This is a genomic window from Erwinia oleae, assembly GCF_000770305.1.
GTDB classification, from domain to species: Bacteria; Pseudomonadota; Gammaproteobacteria; order Enterobacterales; family Enterobacteriaceae; genus Erwinia; species Erwinia oleae.
This window is the reverse complement of the sequence record NZ_JNVB01000024.1, coordinates 51155-67850: the sequence shown is the minus strand read 5'-3', so window position 1 is coordinate 67850 and position 16696 is coordinate 51155. Positions and strand designations below refer to the sequence as shown.

Below are 16696 nucleotides of genomic sequence, written 5' to 3'. Positions count from 1 at the left end.
TGTTAATTTCTGAGACGAGGTGCCTGAAGCTGATGACGTATTGAGGCCGCCAATTCATCCATCGAAGGTTGTTCAGGATGCCCGTCCGGCTGCTCCCAGGATAGCTGTGCTTCAGCCAGATAGGTCTGGACAGTCATGCCGTCTTCATCCTCAATCACCACGTGATACCAGGGCGCATTACGCAGCGATTCACTTTCGGCGAGATCATCGTGCGAATCCTCCAGGGAATAGTGTGGATCGACATCAACCACAACACCTAAAAAACCCAACAGCCTGTGGCGAACCTGCTGACCCGGGCCAAATTTGCTGGTAATCATTGTGACCTCCTGTAAAACATGCACACCTCTGAAATGGGGACAAAGGCGGCGTTTTCAAGTCACAGTACGCGGCAGGCAAATCCTTTTAAATAGAGTCCTTCCGGGTAGCTGGCGATGACCAGATGATCTGCCGACTGCCGGAACTGTTCTATAAATTGTACGTCACGCTGCGCATCCAGCGCGGCGTCGGCGATGATTTTCTGAAAAAGATCCGTTGGCATCAGCCCGGAACAGGAGAACGTTAACAGCGTCCCTCCTGGCTTAAGCAACTGTATCGCCAACATATTTATATCTTTATAACCCCGGCAGGCGCCCGCAAGCTGATTCTTGTTTTCTACAAACTTGGGCGGATCCATCACAATAAGATCGAACTGCTCGCCTTCTTCGCGATAGCGGCGCAGCAGCTTAAAGACGTCATCGCGCACGAACTTCGCTTTAGACAGGTCTAAGTGGTTAAGCTCGACGTTTTGCCTGGCGACATCAAGCGCGGCCTGGGAGGTGTCAACGCTGATGACCTGCTGGCAGTTGCCCATCAGCGCTGAAACGGCAAATCCCCCGGTATAGGAGAAACAGTTCAGGACGCGACCGCCTTCAGCATAGCGACGCGTGGCCAGGCGACTGTCGCGCTGGTCAAGGTAATAACCCGTTTTGTGGCCGGTTTGAATATCCACCAGAAGCTTCATTCCATGCTCGGTGATGGGCAACAACGCAGGCGGCATATCGCCCAGCACCACGCCTGAGGTGAGCGGCAGCCCCTCTTTTTTACGCACGGAGACGTCTGAACGGTCGTAAATCGCGCAGGAGGGGTAGCAACGTTGAAGGGCAGTGATGAGCGTCGCGCGCTGATACTCGGCACCCGCCGAAAGCAGTTGCAGCACCAGAAAATTACCAAAGCGATCGATAGTAATGCCGGGCAGACCGTCCGATTCGCCTGCAATCAGGCGATAGCTGTCCAGGTTATCGCGTTGGGCCAGCCAGTCGCGAAGCCGCTGTGCGGTCGTCAGACGACGCACGAAAAATTCGGTATCGACAGCCTCGTCCTGGTGCCAGCTCCAGGCGCGGGCACGAATTTGCGAAGAGGGCGACCAGGCGGCACGGGCCAGCCAGTTACCGTGGCTGTCGCAGACGTCAATAGTTTCGCCAGAGCTGGCCTGGCCTTCAAGGCGGGCAACAGCGCCAGAGAAAATCCAGGGATGGCGACGCAGTAAGGACTTTTCACGTCCTTTGGCAAGAATCAAACGAGCGGTCATATTTGCTATGCTTAAAGTCAGAAAAACAGGCGCTATTGTCCGGTGCCTGGCGACAAATTGCAAACTACGTCTCTGCCGGAGGAGTGTATGACAACTGTATGTACGCGTGCCTGGGTGCACGGCCTTGTTCAGGGCGTTGGATTTCGCTACAGCACGCAGCATGAAGCAAAATCGCTGGGAGTGAAGGGCTACGCAAAAAACCTTGATGACGGTAGCGTCGAGGTGCTGGCGTGCGGCGAAGCAGAGCAGGTAGAAGCGCTCATTGCGTGGTTAAAAGCAGGCGGGCCACGCAGCGCGCGGGTAGATAAGGTGTTGTGTGAACCGCATCAGCCGCGCGATGAGCACGCGGGTTTCACCACGCGCTAGAGGCACTTTGCCGGTTTTGGCAGGCCGGCAATTTTCGTTGCCTGTTTTGCCGGCCCCTCAGGGAACAGGCGGAACAGGTAACGGCTGTTCCCTTTTTCTTCGCCGTACTTTTGCGCCATCGCCTTGACCAGCATTCTTACCGCAGGCGAGGTATTGAACTCCAGATAGAACGCACGAACGAAATGCACAACTTCCCAGTGAGCATCGGTTAGCGTAATGCCTTCCTCTTCTGCCAGCAGCGGCGCCAGCGCCTCATGCCAGTCATTGATGGATTTCAGATAACCCTGCGCATCGCGCTCGATACGCTTACCGTCAAATAACACCGTCTTTCTCCTGCATTGAAATCATCCGCAAGTTTATCAAAATTTCCTGCTGCAAAAAACAAAGCCCCGCATGGCGGGGCTTTATGTTTTGCTGAGGCAATCAGTTATTACGTGACAGACCGAAGATGCTTAGCAGGCTGACAAATATATTATAAAGGGAGACGTACAGGCTGACCGTAGCACGAATGTAGTTGGTTTCGCCGCCGTGGATAATGTTGCTGGTTTCCCACAGGATCGCACCGGAAGAGAACAGCACGAACATCACGCTGATCGCCAGATGCAGCGCAGGTATGTGTAAGAACAGGTTAGCCACCACCGCGACCAGCAGCACCACAAAACCGGCCATCATCATGCCGCCGAGGAAAGACATGTCTTTACGGGTCGTCAGCACGTAGGCCGAGCAGCAGAAGAACACCAGCGCGGTGCCGCCCAGCGCCAGCCCGATGACGTCGCCCATGCCCGCAGACAGCAGCGCGTTCAGCATCGGGCCCAGGCTGTAGCCCAGAAAACCGGTGAAGGCGAAAGCAGCAAGAATGCCTGCCGGACTGTCAGCCAGGCGATAGGTCAGAAACATCAATCCGTAAAAACCGGCAAGCATCAGCAGCAGGCCGGGAGCGGGCAGAGCAAAGACGGTGCTCAGCGTTGCCGTTACGGCAGAAAACGCCAGCGTCAGGCCCAGCAGGAAGTAGGTATTGCGCAAAACCTTGTGCGTAGAGATTAACGAGCGCTCGCGTGCGCCAGTAACAATGCGATCCATATAAATGCCTCTCAGGGTCATTAAATCAGCGTTGAGAATAAGGAGCGGAGCGCGGGAGGGGAAGGCGTTTTACCCTTCTTTACGCCGCAGGTTGCCGCTTCCTTGCTCCGTGTGGTGAAAATAGCGCCAAATGAAACAGAGTTGACGTTTTTTCAGGCGGTTGAGACAAAACTTGCTTTACATGATTGGGGTGGATTGTTTATAGTGCGCCTCATTGCGGAGGGGTGGCCGAGTGGCTGAAGGCACCGGTCTTGAAAACCGGCGACGGGAAACCGTTCGAGAGTTCGAATCTCTCCTCCTCCGCCATCAAATTTAACGGGTCAGCAGCGTGCTGGCCCGTTTTGCTTTCTGCAATTAATCCAACATTCTCTCCATACATGCCTTGCTGTAAAAAATCATATAAAAGCGCATAAATTCAACAAAGTAAGCAAAATCGTGCTTGGCAAAGCTGTCGTGTTACTTTATACTGCGCGCCATCAGTTGCCTGACGCGTTAAACCGTCCTGTTGCTGATAAAAGTGCGGAGGGGTGGCCGAGTGGCTGAAGGCACCGGTCTTGAAAACCGGCGACGGGAAACCGTTCGAGAGTTCGAATCTCTCCTCCTCCGCCAGCACATTTAACGGGTCGGCAAATTGCCGGCCCGTTTTGCTTTCCGGCTTTCACTCAGCGCGGCCCGCCGCCCGCAGGATTGTTAATCACTCCTAAAATATCCCTTTCCTTTTCAATCTCCTGATGCGTCAGAACGGTAAAAGCGATACTCTGCTATATTCTCACTATGACGGGCAGCGGGTCCGTTTTCTCTGGAATAGCGTTACGAGTATTATGAAGTTTGTTGCTGTCTTATCCTCTTAACAGCACGCTCCACACGCACGGATCATTTACCTATAAACGACGGAAAAAAACATGATTAAAAAGCTTAGTCTCTGCGCGTTAGCGGTTTGCTCGGCGCTTACCGGGGTTTCAGCCTCAGCCGCCGAGGGTGATTACCAGCTTGAGCAGGTTTTAATGATGAGCCGCCACAACCTACGCGCGCCGCTGGCTGATAACGGGAGCGTGCTGGCGCAGTCAACAAAAAAAGCCTGGCCGAAATGGGATGTGCCGGGCGGTCAACTGACCACCAAAGGCGGCGTGCTTGAAGTCTATATGGGGCGTTATACGCGCGAATGGCTGGCCCAACAGGGGCTGGTCAAAGATGGCGAATGCCCGGGCAGCGATACTGTTTACGCTTACGCTAACAGCCTGCAACGCACCGTCGCAACCGCGCAGTTCTTTATTACCGGCGCCTTCCCGGGCTGCGACGTGCCTGTCACGCATCAGGATGCGATGGGCGAAATGGATCCGGTATTCAATCCGGTCGTGACGGACGGCAGTGAAGAATTCAACAAAAAAGCGCTGACCGCTATGAACAGCGCCGACGAGAAGCAGTCGCTGAAGCCTGCTTTCCAGCGTCTGGAAAAGATTATCGACTATAAGAGCGCCGCCGCATGCGAGGGCAAAAAGCAGTGCGATCTGTCTGGTGAAAAACAGAATCAATTCAGCGCAGAAAATGGCAAAGAGCCTGGCGTTTCCGGGCCGTTAAAGGTGGGCAACTCGCTGGTTGACGCCTTCACGTTGCAATATTATGAAGGCATGCCGCTGGATCAGGTGGCGTGGGGGCAAATCAAAACCCCGGAACAGTGGAAAGAGCTGTCGACGATTAAAAATGCCTATCAGGACACGCTGTTTACCTCGCCAGAGGTTGCGCGTAACGTCGCAGCGCCGCTGGTTGACTATATCCGCAGCATGCTGGTTGATGAAGATCAGGCCGCTGCGCCGAAAGTGACGCTGATGGTCGGGCATGATTCAAACATCGCCTCGTTGCTGACCGCGCTGGATTTCAAATCTTATACGCTGCCGGATCAAAATGAGCGGACGCCTATTGGCGGCATGATCCAGTTTCAGCGCTGGCACGATAAGAAAAATGATAAAGAACTGGTGAAGGTTGAATATGTTTACCAGAGCAGCGATCAGTTGCGCGATGCCACACCGCTGTCGCTGGAGACGCCGCCAAAACGCGTCACGCTACAAATGAACGGCTGCCCCACCGATGCGAACGGTTTCTGTTCCTGGGATCAGTTTACTCAGGTGCTGAACAAAGCGATTGAAGGCACGCCAATGGCGGCTAACGTTGCTGAAAGCGTTAAACCAGCAGCGAAAGAGGCGACAGAGCAGAAGGACAACGCGGCAAAAGCGCCCGCAGGCGATGCAGCGCCAGCCGACGCAGTGAAAAGCGCCGAGCCTGCCCCTGCTGATAAAGCCGCTGCTGACAAAGCGGCAGCAGATAAAGCAGCCAAAGAGAAAGCGGATGCCGACAAGGCTGCAAAAGACAAAGCGGACGCTGAAAAGAATAAAACCGCTCAGCCGCAGGCAGCGCAGAAATCATCCTGATGAGGCGCAGATGAAAAAGAAAAAGCCGACGAATACGTCGGCTTTTTTATGTTTCCGATAAACCTTTACTGGCTGACAACCACCAGCTTCTGGTTAACAAATTCCTTAATGCCTAAATCAGAAAGCTCCCGTCCGTACCCGGAACGTTTCACGCCGCCGAAAGGCAGTTCTGCCGCAGTGTTGCTGGCGGAGTTGATATAAACCATGCCGGTTTCGATACGGGAAGCGAGCGTTTTACCGCGTTCAATGTTATTGGTGAAGACCGCACCGCCCAGGCCGTAATGTGAGTCGTTAGCCAGCGCCACCGCGTCATCATCATTTTTGACTACGTAGACCTGCGCTACCGGGCCAAAGAACTCTTCAAACCATGCCGGATTATCGTGAGTGATGCCGGTTAAAATAGTGGGTTCGTAAAAGCAACCTTCGCCCGCAACGGCTTTTCCGCCGAGATGCAGTTTCGCGCCCCTGGCAACGGCTTCATCCACCTGTTTAACCAGCGTATCGCGCGCGGAAGCGGAAGAGAGCGGGCCGAGCGTCGTGCTTTCATCCAGGGGATCGCCGATTTTTACTTCACGAAATGCCTGGGTGAATTTTTCCAGAAAGGCATCGGCCACTTTTTCATGAATAATAAAGCGTTTCGCTGCGGTGCAGACCTGTCCACAGTTGCTCAGGCGCGCGCCGACGCCAGCCGCAACGGCTTTATCGAGATCGCAATCGTCCAGCACCATAAAGACATCGTTACCGCCCAGTTCCAGCGTGGTTTTTTTCAGGTATTTTCCTGCCTGCTGCGCGACGGCGCTCCCGGCACGCTCTGAGCCGGTCAGGGCCGCGCCTTTGACGCGATCGTCTGCGATCAGGTCAGCAATTTGCTCGTTACTGACGAACAGGTTTGTCCATGCCCCCTCCGGCGCGCCCGCTTCTTTTACCAGCGCTTCAAACAGCGTTGCGCAGTGTGGGACGTTAGCTGCATGCTTCGCCAGCACCGGGTTGCCCGCCGCCAGATTTGGCGCCAGCACACGCATGAGCTGGTAGTACGGGAAATTCCACGGTTCGACGGCCACCAGCACGCCAATCGGATGATTCTCAACCCAGGCTTCGCCCAGATCGGTGGGATATTTTGTCGGGGCCAGGAAGCGCCCGGCGTTTTCCGCATAGTAGCGGGCGATCTGCGCGCACAGCTTCACTTCGCTGCGGCTCTGGGCAATCAGTTTACCCATTTCGGTGCTGGCAACTTTCGCCAGCTCTTCAACCCGGCTGTCGATCAGGTCGGCCATCTTCTTCAGAACCTGAAGGCGTGGCTGTATCGGGCCTTTCGACCACGCCGAATGGAAAAGATTATCAGCAGCGGTTAATGCCTGCCCAACCTGTTGAGCGCTGTGTGCGGGCCAGGACTTGATCAGTTTATTACTGGCGGGATTAATGGTCTGGTAAGACATTGTTGCGCTCCTTTCACTGTTTTCTGCCCGGTTGTGGGCTTTGACGTGGGTAAGCGTAGTAAAAGGAGCGCTGATTACTCAACGTAACTATGTTGAAAGGAGAATTATCTGTATGCATAAAAAGAAAAAAGGCGGGTAGACCCGCCTTATTTTAATCCGGACAATTAAACGTTTTTACGTTCGACGACCTTGTTGTCCCAGGTCAGCTCGTTGGCGTCCGTTTTTTCAAAGGCGCGGATCAGCACATCATCGCTGCCCTGTTGCTCCCAAATTTCTTCGGCAAGCTTTTCATCATAATCCGCCACTTCAAAAATGGCCTCAGCAATTTCCGGGGACGTTGCGCGCAGGCTTGCCCACTCTCCTACACGATGCTCTTTAGATTGTTGCGTTGCCATAATATTCTCCTGATGAGTTTATCCATTGAGTTTAACGGCCAGACCAGCGACCAGTTGTCCCTGATAACGGGCAATATTTAATTCGGCCTCGCTGGGCTGCCGGGAACCATCGCCCCCTGCAAGCGTGGTCGCACCATAGGGCGTGCCGCCGCGCACCTGCGAAATATCAAAAAGCTCTTTTGCACCGTAGCCAATGGGCACAATCACCATGCCGTGATGGGCGAGGGTGGTCCAGGTGGAAGAGATGGTATGCTCCTGACCGCCACCGGTGCCGGTAGAAGAAAATACGCTGGCCAGTTTCCCTTGCAGCGCGCCGGAAGCCCAGAGCCCGCCGGTGCGATCGAGAAAAGTACGCATCTGTCCTGCCATGTTACCGAAGCGGGTTGGTGTACCGATTATGATCGCATCGTACTGCGGCAGCTCTTCCGTGGTCGCAATCTCCGCCGACTGATCGGTTTTGCCGCCCACCTGGGCAAATCGTTCGGCGTCCATTGTTTCCGGGACGCGTTTAATGGTGACGTCTACGCCCTCAACGCCTTTTGCGCCTTCGGCCACGGCCTGCGCCATTGTCTCGATATGGCCGTACATGGAGTAATAAAGAACTAAAATTCGTGCCACCGTCTCTCTCCTTGAAAATAGGTTTTAAATATACGCAAAAACGGCTGGCACCTGCGTGCACAGCCGTTCAGTTACGATTTTTTTGGGGACTTTTGCGAATTATCAGAGGGCATTTTATCACCTGATTCAGGCGCATTCCGCGGGTCATCCTTCGCGATTGGACGCTTTTCTGATTCAGCCATAGCACGCTCCTTATCATTGTGGTTGATGAATGTTTCACTGATTAAGTATAGAAGATCGGTGTGACTCTGCCGTGTCTGCGCTGTGGCCAGGTGTTTCATACCCAACAAAAAAAGAGTCTTAACAGCAGGTTAAAAAAATCATTACCACTAAAAAAACAGCGTTTTTACGCGTGATAGATTAAATTACGCGCGCTTTATCTCAGTCATCTATGCTTAACAATGCGTCAGGGAAATAAAATTCTGAACGCGAACGCAGGTAAACTCAGTGATACCTATTGGCACTTAACCGTTTAACGATTTGGAGGTGAGAAATGGCAGAACATCGTGGTGGATCTGGAAATTTCGCTGAAGACCGAAAAAGAGCGTCAGAAGCGGGACGTAAAGGTGGCAAAGTCAGCGGGGGGAACTTCAAAAACGATCCTCAACGGGCTTCAGAAGCCGGAGTGAAAGGGGGACGCAACAGCCGTGGAAATCGGGAGACCGCAGAATAACGCTGAACGTATTTTTATCCGGCGGCGACGGGACGCTGATATAACGTCATCCCGTCGCCGAACGGCTTCGGTTATCCTTTTTTACGCTTTCGCAGCCACCAGCCAATACTCAGCATTACAAACCATAGCGGCGTAACCATCAGCGCCTGTCGTGTATCCTCTTGTAGCGTCAACAACACCAGCACAAAAGCAAAAAAAGCTATGCAAACCCAGCACATAATTATTCCAGCCGGCATTTTGTAGGTGGACTCTATGTGCTGCTGCGGGCGCTGCTTCCGCCACGCCAGGTAGGAGAAAAGAATGATCGTCCATACAAACATAAAGAGTATGGCCGACACGGTGGTGACCAGCGTAAACACCGTCATCACGTTGGGGATCAGATAGATCAGCGCCACGCCGGCAAGCAGACAAAAACAGGAGAAAAACAGGCCGGTTGTGGGCACTGCGCGCCCTGACAAAAGACCAAAACGGCGATGCGCCACGCCCTGTTGCGCCAGACCATACAGCATACGGCTGGTTGAAAAAATACCGCTGTTGGCAGATGAAGCCGCTGAAGTCAGCACCACAAAGTTGACGATACTGGCGGCAGCGGGCAGACCGATCAATACAAACATCTCAACGAACGGACTGCGATCGGCGACAACCTGGTCCCACGGCGTTACCGCCATAATCACCAGCAGCGACAGAACGTAAAACATAATAATGCGTAGCGGTATCGCGTTAATGGCACGCGGCAACACGGTTTTCGGATCGTGCGTTTCTGCGGCTGCGGTGCCGACCAGTTCGATACCGACAAAGGCGAATACCGCTATCTGAAAGCCCGCAAAAAAGCCGCTCAGGCCTTTGGGGAACATCCCGCCATGACTCCAGATATTACTCAGCGCAGCGGTACCACCGCCGGGCGAAGGGAAATGCATGGCAACCAGGACAATACCCACCGCAATCAGCGCGATAATGGCGATGATTTTGATGATGGCGAACCAGAACTCCATTTCGCCAAATAATTTCACCGTCGCGATATTCAGCGTCAGGAAAACGACGACGCAGAGCAGGGCGCTCATCCAGATGGAAAAGTCGGGAAACCAGAGCTGAAAATAGGCGCTGATGGCAACCACGTCGGCAATGCCGGTCACCACCCAACAAAACCAGTAGGTCCAGCCGGTAAAGTAGCCTGCCCAGGGTCCCAGCAGGTCGGCGGCAAAGTCGCTGAATGATTTATATTCCAGGTTTGAAAGCAGCAGCTCGCCCATGGCGCGCATAACGAAAAACAGCATAAAGCCGATAATCATATAGACAAATATGATTGAAGGGCCGGCCAGACTGATGGTCTTCCCTGAACCCATAAACAGGCCGGTGCCAATAGCGCCGCCGATAGCAATGAGCTGGATGTGACGATTGTGCAGGTTTCGCCGAAGCTCCTCCGGCTTCTCCTCCGCCAAAGGCGTTTTATTTAACTGGTCAACCATTACGAGTTATCCGTCCTTTACGTGATGTTGTTTAAGCTCTGAAGGCTTTTATTTAATGAGATTAAAGGCAGTGAGCGAAGACGGGAGTCAGTTCCCGCGACTTGCCGCTCAACGCGTTTTTCAGGCGCAAAGCTTAACGCAAATGTAGAGCGGATACAGGTAAAGTTAGGTAGAACCGGCTCGATTGCGCAAAAACACCGCTAAGCTTTTTGAATCAGCCGCCTGGAGGGAGATCCATCACAGATGAAATTTTTGATAACGATTGGCGTTCTGATCCTCTTTGGCGTAGCCATTACGCCGGTGCTGCAACGCTATTTGCCCGCAGCCTGGAATCCCTTCCTGCCGCTCAATGTAACCGACGCGCCTTCATTTATTACACGATACAAACTTAAGCGGCTTTCTGGCGATCCGGCTGCCTGCATTGCGGTATTGCAACGCGCGCAGAAAGCAGGCGCTATTCGCTTTACAGAAGCCGGCTCTGTAGACGGCAACTGCCCGCTTTCATCGCCCGTGCGGGTGGTCAGCTTTGGCGAAGTACGCCTGAGCACCAGTTTCCTGGCAAGTTGTCCGTTAGCATTGAGTTCAGCGATGTATGTCACGCAGGTGGTTAAACCGTTGGCGGCAAGCGAAATGGGCTCGCCGTTAGCGCGTATCGATCATGTGGGGAGCTACGCCTGTCGTAATATTTACCACCGCGCGCAGGGCAGGCTGAGTGAGCATGCCACGGCCGATGCGCTGGACGTCACGGCATTTCAACTGAACAACGGCAGACGTATCAGCGTCGCGGGTGCCTGGGCTGCGACAAATGCCGCCTCGCCCTGGCTCAAACAGATATTTCAACAAAGCTGTCGCTATTACGGTAATGCGCTGGGGCCTGATTATAACGCTGCGCATGCCGGTCATTTTCACCTTGGTATGCAAGGTTTTGGTATTTGTCGATAAGGCATTCAGCAGGGTTTCAAATAACAGGCCGCCTGTTGGCACCTGAGTCAGCGGCTAATAGGGAAAAAACTGTTTTTTCCAGCATAAAACGCCCGCCGGTGAGCAAGCGGGCCACTCTGTCCTGAATAAAATCGCAATCGCCAGGTTAACAAGCCCGGAAAACGCCAGCATTAAAAAAAGCAGAGAGAAAAATTTGATTTAATTGCGTGTGTCGACATTGAAAACCGTGTTCAGCAGCCTCACTGTATTTTATACTAAATATATGCGCGGTCTTAAAACCGGAACCCGATTTGCAGCGTGCCAGAGCCAGCCATTGTTATAATCATGAGCGCATGAATCTGTAAAAATATAGCGTAGCCAGGGAGGCTCTGTACAAGCCGCGCAGTTAACGCCAGGGGGAAGAATTGAGCGTGTAAAAGCCTTATGAACAGAGTGCAAAACGTTCGCTTCGCTTTTATTGAGACCAAAAATTTTTCTTTAATGGCGCTGATAGCGCGATGAGGCGACATGTAAAATCAACGATACGCAGACATTGCTGACAGTGGCGAATACCTCAGGTCTGCCGGGATTCGGGCTGTCAACACCTTCACGAATGGCTGTTCTGCTCTGAATGATTAACCTCAATTTAGTGATACTCTCTTAAAATTAATGCATTTGATAAAGCCAAATTGGACAAAAGGATTTTATTGATATAGCTATTAATGGGTTACTCATTGATCTAAGCCAAATTTCTTTTTAGATGAAAAAAATTGATTAACTGGCTCAAAAAATTTAGACCATATCAGGTGTGAAATAATGTCAAAAATATTGAATATTTCCAGGAAAAATCCTATTCTTGTTGCATTAAGAGAGCTGCTCAGAGGCAGGTGGTTACAGACAGGGAGCACAGGAATAATTGTCTGTTAACGCGAACATTGCGCCGGGCTGAGTTGATGATACATTTTTTTGCGAAGCCGGAAGCGACGGAAGCCGCTTTATTTTCCGTCTCACCTTAGCGTCTGTAATTAACTGTTACGGAAGTGGAATTTTGTTTTGCGGAGAAGCCCTGACCTGTCGGATAAGGGAAAGTCTGCCATTTCGATGAGGCGTTAATGACTGCTGAAGATTATTTCAGTTGGCGCAATGAAATGCGGTTCAGTTTTCATCATGCTCAAAATGGCGCTGATGTAATTTATCTTATTGAACAGCAGATCCAAATGCTGGGGTTTGAATATTATGCTCTGTATATTCGTCATCCCATACCTTTTACCCGGCCGAGGATTTTCATATACAGTAATTATCCTAAAAAATGGGTTCGGATTTATCAGAAAGAAAAGTTTGCGGAAAAAGATCCCGTAATCCGGCATTGTCTGATGCCCGGGAAAATATTGTTATGGAATGATGACCTTGTTAGTGAAGGGCAGGGTGTGTTTGAAGCAGCAAAAAAACATGGAATTCATTCGGGTTTTTCCTGCTCATCCATGACTAAAAATCGTGTCCTGTGTATTTTATCGGTCGCTTCGGAAAAAACATTTGATAACAGTGGGTTGACAGAAGAAAAGCAGCTAAAGATACAGCACCTGATGGTGGCGATGCTTGAAGCATTACAGCGGGTGAATGATATATCGGTAGCGGTTCTGGACATGGAATTAAGTCAGCGTGAGCTGGAAATACTTAAATGGACGGCAGAAGGTAAAACCTCTGTGGAAATATCGTTGATCCTCTCCATCTCTGAACATACCGTTAATTTTCACCAAAAAAATATGCAAAAGCGATTTAATGCGACAAACAGAACCCAGGTAGCCACCTATGCTGCGGCAATCGGACTACTCTGAACAGCGCAGCAACTACTAAATTTAGTAGTTTCGTATTGCTAATTGGTTGTCTACCCTGCGCCGGGGTTGCAGCCCCTGCTCAAGCCGTCAGGAGCGGCATTCACGAAGGAATGCGGGAGAGGAATTATAATGAAAATCATTCAAACAAAGCTGAAGGATATGCCTTCCTCTTTACTGGCTGAACTGGGCAGCTATCGTTACAGCGTGTATGCGCGGGAAGAGGGATGGTCGATACCTTCGCGGCTCAGTACGCCGGGCCAGGAATACGATCGCTTTGATCGCTCGGATGTAACCTGGATAATCGCATGGAATGCCCAGCATGGCATCTGTGGCTGCGCGCGTTTGATTGAGTGGCACAGGCCGGAGGGAGAGGTGCTGGAGGAGGCGGGAGAAAAACCGGCGCTTCCGCATGCGTTACCGATCTGGGAGATGTCACGTTTCTCCGCCAGGCTTGATATCGATGCCACGCTACCTTTGAGTATTTTATGGCACAGCGTGCAGTTGGCAGAACAGTCCGGCGTAAAATATCTGTACAGCGCCGCCACGCCCATGCTGGAACAGATGTTTGCAGAAAACAACGTGGTTTATGCGCCGTTGTCTGCCGGTGTTATCCAGTCGGAGGATAATCTGTTTGCCATCAGCATTCCGGTTGAGCAGCCTCACCTGGCTGCTAAATTCCACGGTGCACGGCGTTTCAGTCCGGCGGAAGTGCTACCTTCGCTGGGCGTCTCTGCTAACTGGAATAAAACGCGTTAGGCGCGCCGTCTGGCCTGTAAAAATCAATACTCAGGCGGCCGCCACCCGGGTAGCGCCTTAAGGGGTAAACCTGTTGTCACGGCCGGTCTGAAAAGTTATCACTCTGGCTCGTTGAGGCGCGATCCACGGGCCTCATCGGACACGGAAAACTATTTGCGATAGGCTTCTTTAATCTGCCCGATCGTATCAGTAAATACGTCGGCCTGACGGCGATCGGTGAGCTGATTAATATATTTTTCCATATTAATTATCACCTTACCTGCATCGGCCTGGCCCATTCCTTTCAGCATAAATGTGACCAGCGCCTTCATACATGCCATCTCTTCGGCCAGGGTTTTTGTCTCTTCACTGGTTGAAAAGTCAGTATTGCTCATAGTTACTCCTTATCAGTCACTATCATTTCACCAGCGCAAAATGCGGCTGATAACGTTGATTAATAACAAGTATATCACATAATCATCACATAAATCGGTAACCTGTATGATAATGACGCGATGCCGCCGCGCAAACTAATTTTATGTTCAACCCACCCGCAAAAAGAGGTAAGATCTCTGACCTGAAAAATGCCCAAATGTGTATGGCATTACTCATCTGGAGACACCGGTTTGATTAGCGTTCTTCTTGTTGATGACCATGAACTCGTTCGCGCCGGGATCCGCCGTATACTGGAAGACATTAAAGGCTTTCACGTTGCGGGAGAGGCAAGCTGCGGTGAAGATGCGGTAAAGTGGTGTCGCTCAAACAGCGTCGATGTGGTGCTGATGGATATGAATATGCCGGGGATCGGCGGACTCGAAGCAACGCGAAAAATTGTGCGCTACCGCCCCGACATCAAAATCATCATGCTCACCATTCATACCGAAAATCCCCTGCCTGCGCGCGTCATGCAGGCCGGCGCTGCCGGCTACCTCAGTAAAGGCGCCGCGCCGCAGGAGGTAGTCAGCGCCATTCGATCCGTTAACGCCGGTCAGCGCTATATCGCTTCTGATATTGCTCAGCAGATGGCGCTCAGCCAGATAGAACCGCAGAAAACCGATTCGCCTTTCGGGAGTTTGTCGGAACGTGAATTACAGATTATGCTGATGATCACCCGGGGCCAGAAAGTGGCGGAAATTTCCGAACACCTCAACCTGAGCCCAAAAACCGTCAACAGCTACCGCTATCGTATGTTCAGCAAGCTTAATATCAGCGGTGACGTTGAATTAACGCACCTTGCCATCCGCCACGGCCTGTTCAATCCGGAGTCGTTAATCAGTAGTGAATGATGTATTTGATGCGCCATCCTTCCTGAAATCTGTAACCAGCCAGCCGGGCGTCTACCGTATGTACGATGCGGGCGGCACGGTTATCTATGTGGGCAAAGCAAAAGATCTCAAAAAGCGGCTTTCCAGCTATTTCCGGGTCAATCCGGGCAGCCGAAAAACCGAAGCGCTGGTCGCGAGTATCCGGCAGATTGATGTCACCGTGACGCATACCGAAACGGAAGCTCTGCTGCTTGAACACAACTACATCAAGCTTTATCAGCCGCGCTACAACGTACTGCTGCGCGACGACAAATCCTATCCTTATATATTTCTCAGCGGCGACACCCATCCACGGCTGGCCAGCCATCGTGGTGCAAAACATGCCAAGGGCGAGTATTTTGGCCCGTTTCCCAACGGTTACGCCGTGCGTGAAACCCTGTCGCTGTTGCAGAAAATTTTTCCGATCCGCCAGTGTGAAAACAGCGTCTACCGCAACCGTTCGCGTCCGTGTCTGCAATACCAGATCGGACGCTGCCTTGGGCCGTGCGTCGCCGGGCTGGTCTCGGAGGAAGAGTATGCGCAGCAGGTGGCGTGGGTACGCCTGTTTCTTTCCGGCAAAGACGATCAGGTGTTGAATCAACTGGTTGGAATGATGGAAGCGGCCAGTCGTGAGATGCGTTTTGAAGAAGCGGCGCGGTTGCGCGATCAGATTCAGGCGGTGCGCCGCGTCACGGAAAAGCAGTTTGTATCGAACAATGGCGACGATCTGGACGTGATTGGCGTTGCCTATGACGCGGGCATGGCCTGCCTGCATGTGCTTTTTATTCGCCAGGGCAAGGTGCTGGGCAGCCGCAGCTATTTCCCAAAAGTGCCGGGAGATACCGAATTGTCGGAGGTGGTGCAAACCTTTGTCGGCCAGTTTTATCTCCAGGGAAGCCAGGCTCGCACGCTGCCATCCGATATACTGCTGGACTTTGCGCTGCCGGAAAAAACGCTGCTGGCGGATTCGTTGACCGAACTCGCCGGACGTCGCGTCTCCATTCAAAGCAATCCACGCGGCGACCGCGCGCGCTACCTGAAACTCGCGCGCACTAACGCCAGCACGGCGCTCACCAGCAGGCTTTCTCAGCAATCAACTATTCATCAGCGGCTTACTGCGCTGGCTGGCGTACTGAAGCTGCCCAACATCAAACGCATGGAGTGCTTTGATATCAGCCATACGATGGGGGAGCAGACCGTTGCTTCCTGCGTGGTGTTTGACAGTAATGGCCCGCTGCGCGCGGAGTATCGCCGCTATAACATCACCGGTATTACGCCGGGTGATGACTATGCGGCGATGAATCAGGTGCTGCGTCGCCGCTATGGTAAAGCGCTGGAAGAGAGCAAAATTCCGGATGTGATCCTGATTGATGGCGGAAAAGGGCAGCTCGGTCAGGCGAAAAAAGTATTTGCCGAACTGAATGTCGAGTGGGATAAGTCACATCCCATTTTACTCGGCATTGCTAAAGGCACCGACCGTAAAGCCGGACTGGAGACGCTGTTCTTTGAACCGGAAGGTGAGGGTTTCTCCCTGCCGCCTGATTCGCCAGCGCTGCATGTCATTCAGCATATTCGTGACGACTCTCACAATCATGCAATTACCGGGCATCGCAATAAACGCGCGAAAGCGAAGAACACCAGCGCGCTGGAATCAATTGAGGGGATCGGGCCAAAAAGGCGCCAGCAGCTGCTAAAATACATGGGCGGCCTGCAACCGTTGATGAACGCCTCGGTGGATGAAATTGCCAGCGTTCCGGGAATATCCCATGCGCTGGCAGAGAAAATCTTCCATTCGCTGAAACACTAAGCATTGCAACCCTTCGGGCAATGTAGGAACATAAGGACAAATTCTACCCTGCCCAGACAGTTAGCGT

17 protein-coding genes and 2 tRNA genes are annotated in these 16696 nt (G+C 52.3%); 10 read left to right on the top strand and 9 right to left on the bottom strand.

What is annotated here, in order from left to right; all coding sequences use genetic code 11:
- Nucleotides 1-2 precede the first annotated feature (2 nt).
- The gene (gene hspQ, locus GS12_RS09970) at nucleotides 3-317 is read right to left on the bottom strand and encodes a heat shock protein HspQ (RefSeq protein WP_034913912.1); all 315 of its coding nucleotides are present in this window, start codon (nucleotides 315-317) and stop codon (nucleotides 3-5) included.
- A 59-nt stretch (nucleotides 318-376) separates the two neighbouring features.
- Nucleotides 377-1567 (bottom strand): 23S rRNA (cytosine(1962)-C(5))-methyltransferase RlmI, encoded by a 1191-nt coding sequence (gene rlmI / locus GS12_RS09965; protein WP_034946439.1) that lies wholly within the window; start codon nucleotides 1565-1567, stop codon nucleotides 377-379.
- An 87-nt stretch (nucleotides 1568-1654) separates the two neighbouring features.
- On the opposite strand from rlmI, the gene yccX reads away from it, so the two are divergent.
- Nucleotides 1655-1933 carry an acylphosphatase gene (yccX, locus tag GS12_RS09960; RefSeq protein WP_034913917.1) on the top strand — a complete coding sequence of 93 codons (279 nt, stop codon included), beginning with the start codon at nucleotides 1655-1657 and terminating at the stop codon, nucleotides 1931-1933.
- On the opposite strand, the gene GS12_RS09955 is transcribed toward yccX, so the two are convergent.
- Together GS12_RS09955 and yccA are read right to left on the bottom strand one after the other, a co-directional pair.
- Nucleotides 1930-2256 (bottom strand): TusE/DsrC/DsvC family sulfur relay protein, encoded by a 327-nt coding sequence (locus tag GS12_RS09955; RefSeq protein ID WP_034913919.1) that lies wholly within the window; start codon nucleotides 2254-2256, stop codon nucleotides 1930-1932. The genes yccX and GS12_RS09955 overlap by 4 nt on opposite strands.
- A 100-nt stretch (nucleotides 2257-2356) precedes the next feature.
- Nucleotides 2357-3013, bottom strand: a complete 657-nt coding sequence (yccA, locus tag GS12_RS09950; RefSeq protein ID WP_034913922.1) for an FtsH protease modulator YccA — start codon at nucleotides 3011-3013, stop codon at nucleotides 2357-2359.
- 218 nt (nucleotides 3014-3231) lie between these two features.
- On the opposite strand from yccA, the gene GS12_RS09945 reads away from it, so the two are divergent.
- From GS12_RS09945 to agp, 3 genes are all read left to right on the top strand, one after another.
- A tRNA-Ser gene (locus GS12_RS09945) sits at nucleotides 3232-3319 on the top strand.
- A gap of 215 nt (nucleotides 3320-3534) precedes the next feature.
- Nucleotides 3535-3622 (top strand) — tRNA-Ser (locus GS12_RS09940).
- Nucleotides 3623-3915: 293 nt separating this feature from the next.
- Entirely contained in the window at nucleotides 3916-5439 is a 1524-nt protein-coding gene (gene agp / locus GS12_RS09935) for a bifunctional glucose-1-phosphatase/inositol phosphatase (RefSeq protein ID WP_034946490.1), read from the top strand.
- Nucleotides 5440-5504: 65 nt separating this feature from the next.
- Here the strand turns inward: agp and GS12_RS09930 are convergent, their stop codons facing one another.
- From GS12_RS09930 to wrbA, 3 genes are all read right to left on the bottom strand, one after another.
- Complete coding sequence (locus GS12_RS09930; protein WP_034946437.1) at nucleotides 5505-6875, bottom strand: NAD-dependent succinate-semialdehyde dehydrogenase; 1371 nt, start codon at nucleotides 6873-6875, stop codon at nucleotides 5505-5507.
- A 164-nt stretch (nucleotides 6876-7039) separates the two neighbouring features.
- Nucleotides 7040-7270 (bottom strand): YccJ family protein, encoded by a 231-nt coding sequence (locus tag GS12_RS09925; RefSeq protein ID WP_034913927.1) that lies wholly within the window; start codon nucleotides 7268-7270, stop codon nucleotides 7040-7042.
- Nucleotides 7271-7288: 18 nt separating this feature from the next.
- Nucleotides 7289-7888 (bottom strand): NAD(P)H:quinone oxidoreductase, encoded by a 600-nt coding sequence (gene wrbA / locus GS12_RS09920; RefSeq protein WP_034913929.1) that lies wholly within the window; start codon nucleotides 7886-7888, stop codon nucleotides 7289-7291.
- Between the two features lie 493 nt (nucleotides 7889-8381).
- Here wrbA and GS12_RS23310 point away from each other — a divergent pair, with 493 nt between their 5' ends.
- Entirely contained in the window at nucleotides 8382-8561 is a 180-nt protein-coding gene (locus GS12_RS23310) for a con-10 family general stress protein (protein ID WP_072016872.1), read from the top strand.
- 71 nt (nucleotides 8562-8632) lie between these two features.
- Here GS12_RS23310 and cycA read toward each other — a convergent pair whose 3' ends face one another.
- Complete coding sequence (gene cycA / locus GS12_RS09915) at nucleotides 8633-10027, bottom strand: D-serine/D-alanine/glycine transporter (protein WP_034946436.1); 1395 nt, start codon at nucleotides 10025-10027, stop codon at nucleotides 8633-8635.
- Between the two features lie 243 nt (nucleotides 10028-10270).
- Between cycA and GS12_RS09910 the strand changes: the two genes are divergently transcribed.
- The 3 genes from GS12_RS09910 (at nucleotide 10271) to GS12_RS09895 (ending at nucleotide 13539) form a co-directional block, all read left to right on the top strand.
- A complete protein-coding gene (locus tag GS12_RS09910; protein ID WP_034946433.1) occupies nucleotides 10271-10969 on the top strand; it encodes an extensin-like domain-containing protein in 699 nt (232 codons plus the stop codon).
- A 1091-nt stretch (nucleotides 10970-12060) separates the two neighbouring features.
- Nucleotides 12061-12783, top strand: coding sequence for a transcriptional regulator SdiA (gene sdiA, locus GS12_RS09900; protein WP_034946428.1), 723 nt, complete (start codon nucleotides 12061-12063; stop codon nucleotides 12781-12783).
- A gap of 129 nt (nucleotides 12784-12912) precedes the next feature.
- The gene (locus tag GS12_RS09895) at nucleotides 12913-13539 is read left to right on the top strand and encodes an acyl-homoserine-lactone synthase (RefSeq protein ID WP_034913942.1); all 627 of its coding nucleotides are present in this window, start codon (nucleotides 12913-12915) and stop codon (nucleotides 13537-13539) included.
- Nucleotides 13540-13688: 149 nt separating this feature from the next.
- Here the strand turns inward: GS12_RS09895 and GS12_RS09890 are convergent, their stop codons facing one another.
- Nucleotides 13689-13913: a DUF2594 family protein gene (locus tag GS12_RS09890; RefSeq protein WP_034913944.1), complete on the bottom strand. Its 225-nt coding sequence runs from the start codon at nucleotides 13911-13913 to the stop codon at nucleotides 13689-13691.
- 231 nt (nucleotides 13914-14144) lie between these two features.
- Between GS12_RS09890 and uvrY the strand changes: the two genes are divergently transcribed.
- Nucleotides 14145-14804 carry a UvrY/SirA/GacA family response regulator transcription factor gene (uvrY, locus tag GS12_RS09885; RefSeq protein WP_034913946.1) on the top strand — a complete coding sequence of 220 codons (660 nt, stop codon included), beginning with the start codon at nucleotides 14145-14147 and terminating at the stop codon, nucleotides 14802-14804.
- Nucleotides 14797-16629, top strand: coding sequence for an excinuclease ABC subunit UvrC (gene uvrC / locus GS12_RS09880; RefSeq protein ID WP_034946425.1), 1833 nt, complete (start codon nucleotides 14797-14799; stop codon nucleotides 16627-16629). The genes uvrY and uvrC overlap by 8 nt, the downstream gene beginning before the upstream one ends.
- Nucleotides 16630-16696 lie beyond the last annotated feature (67 nt).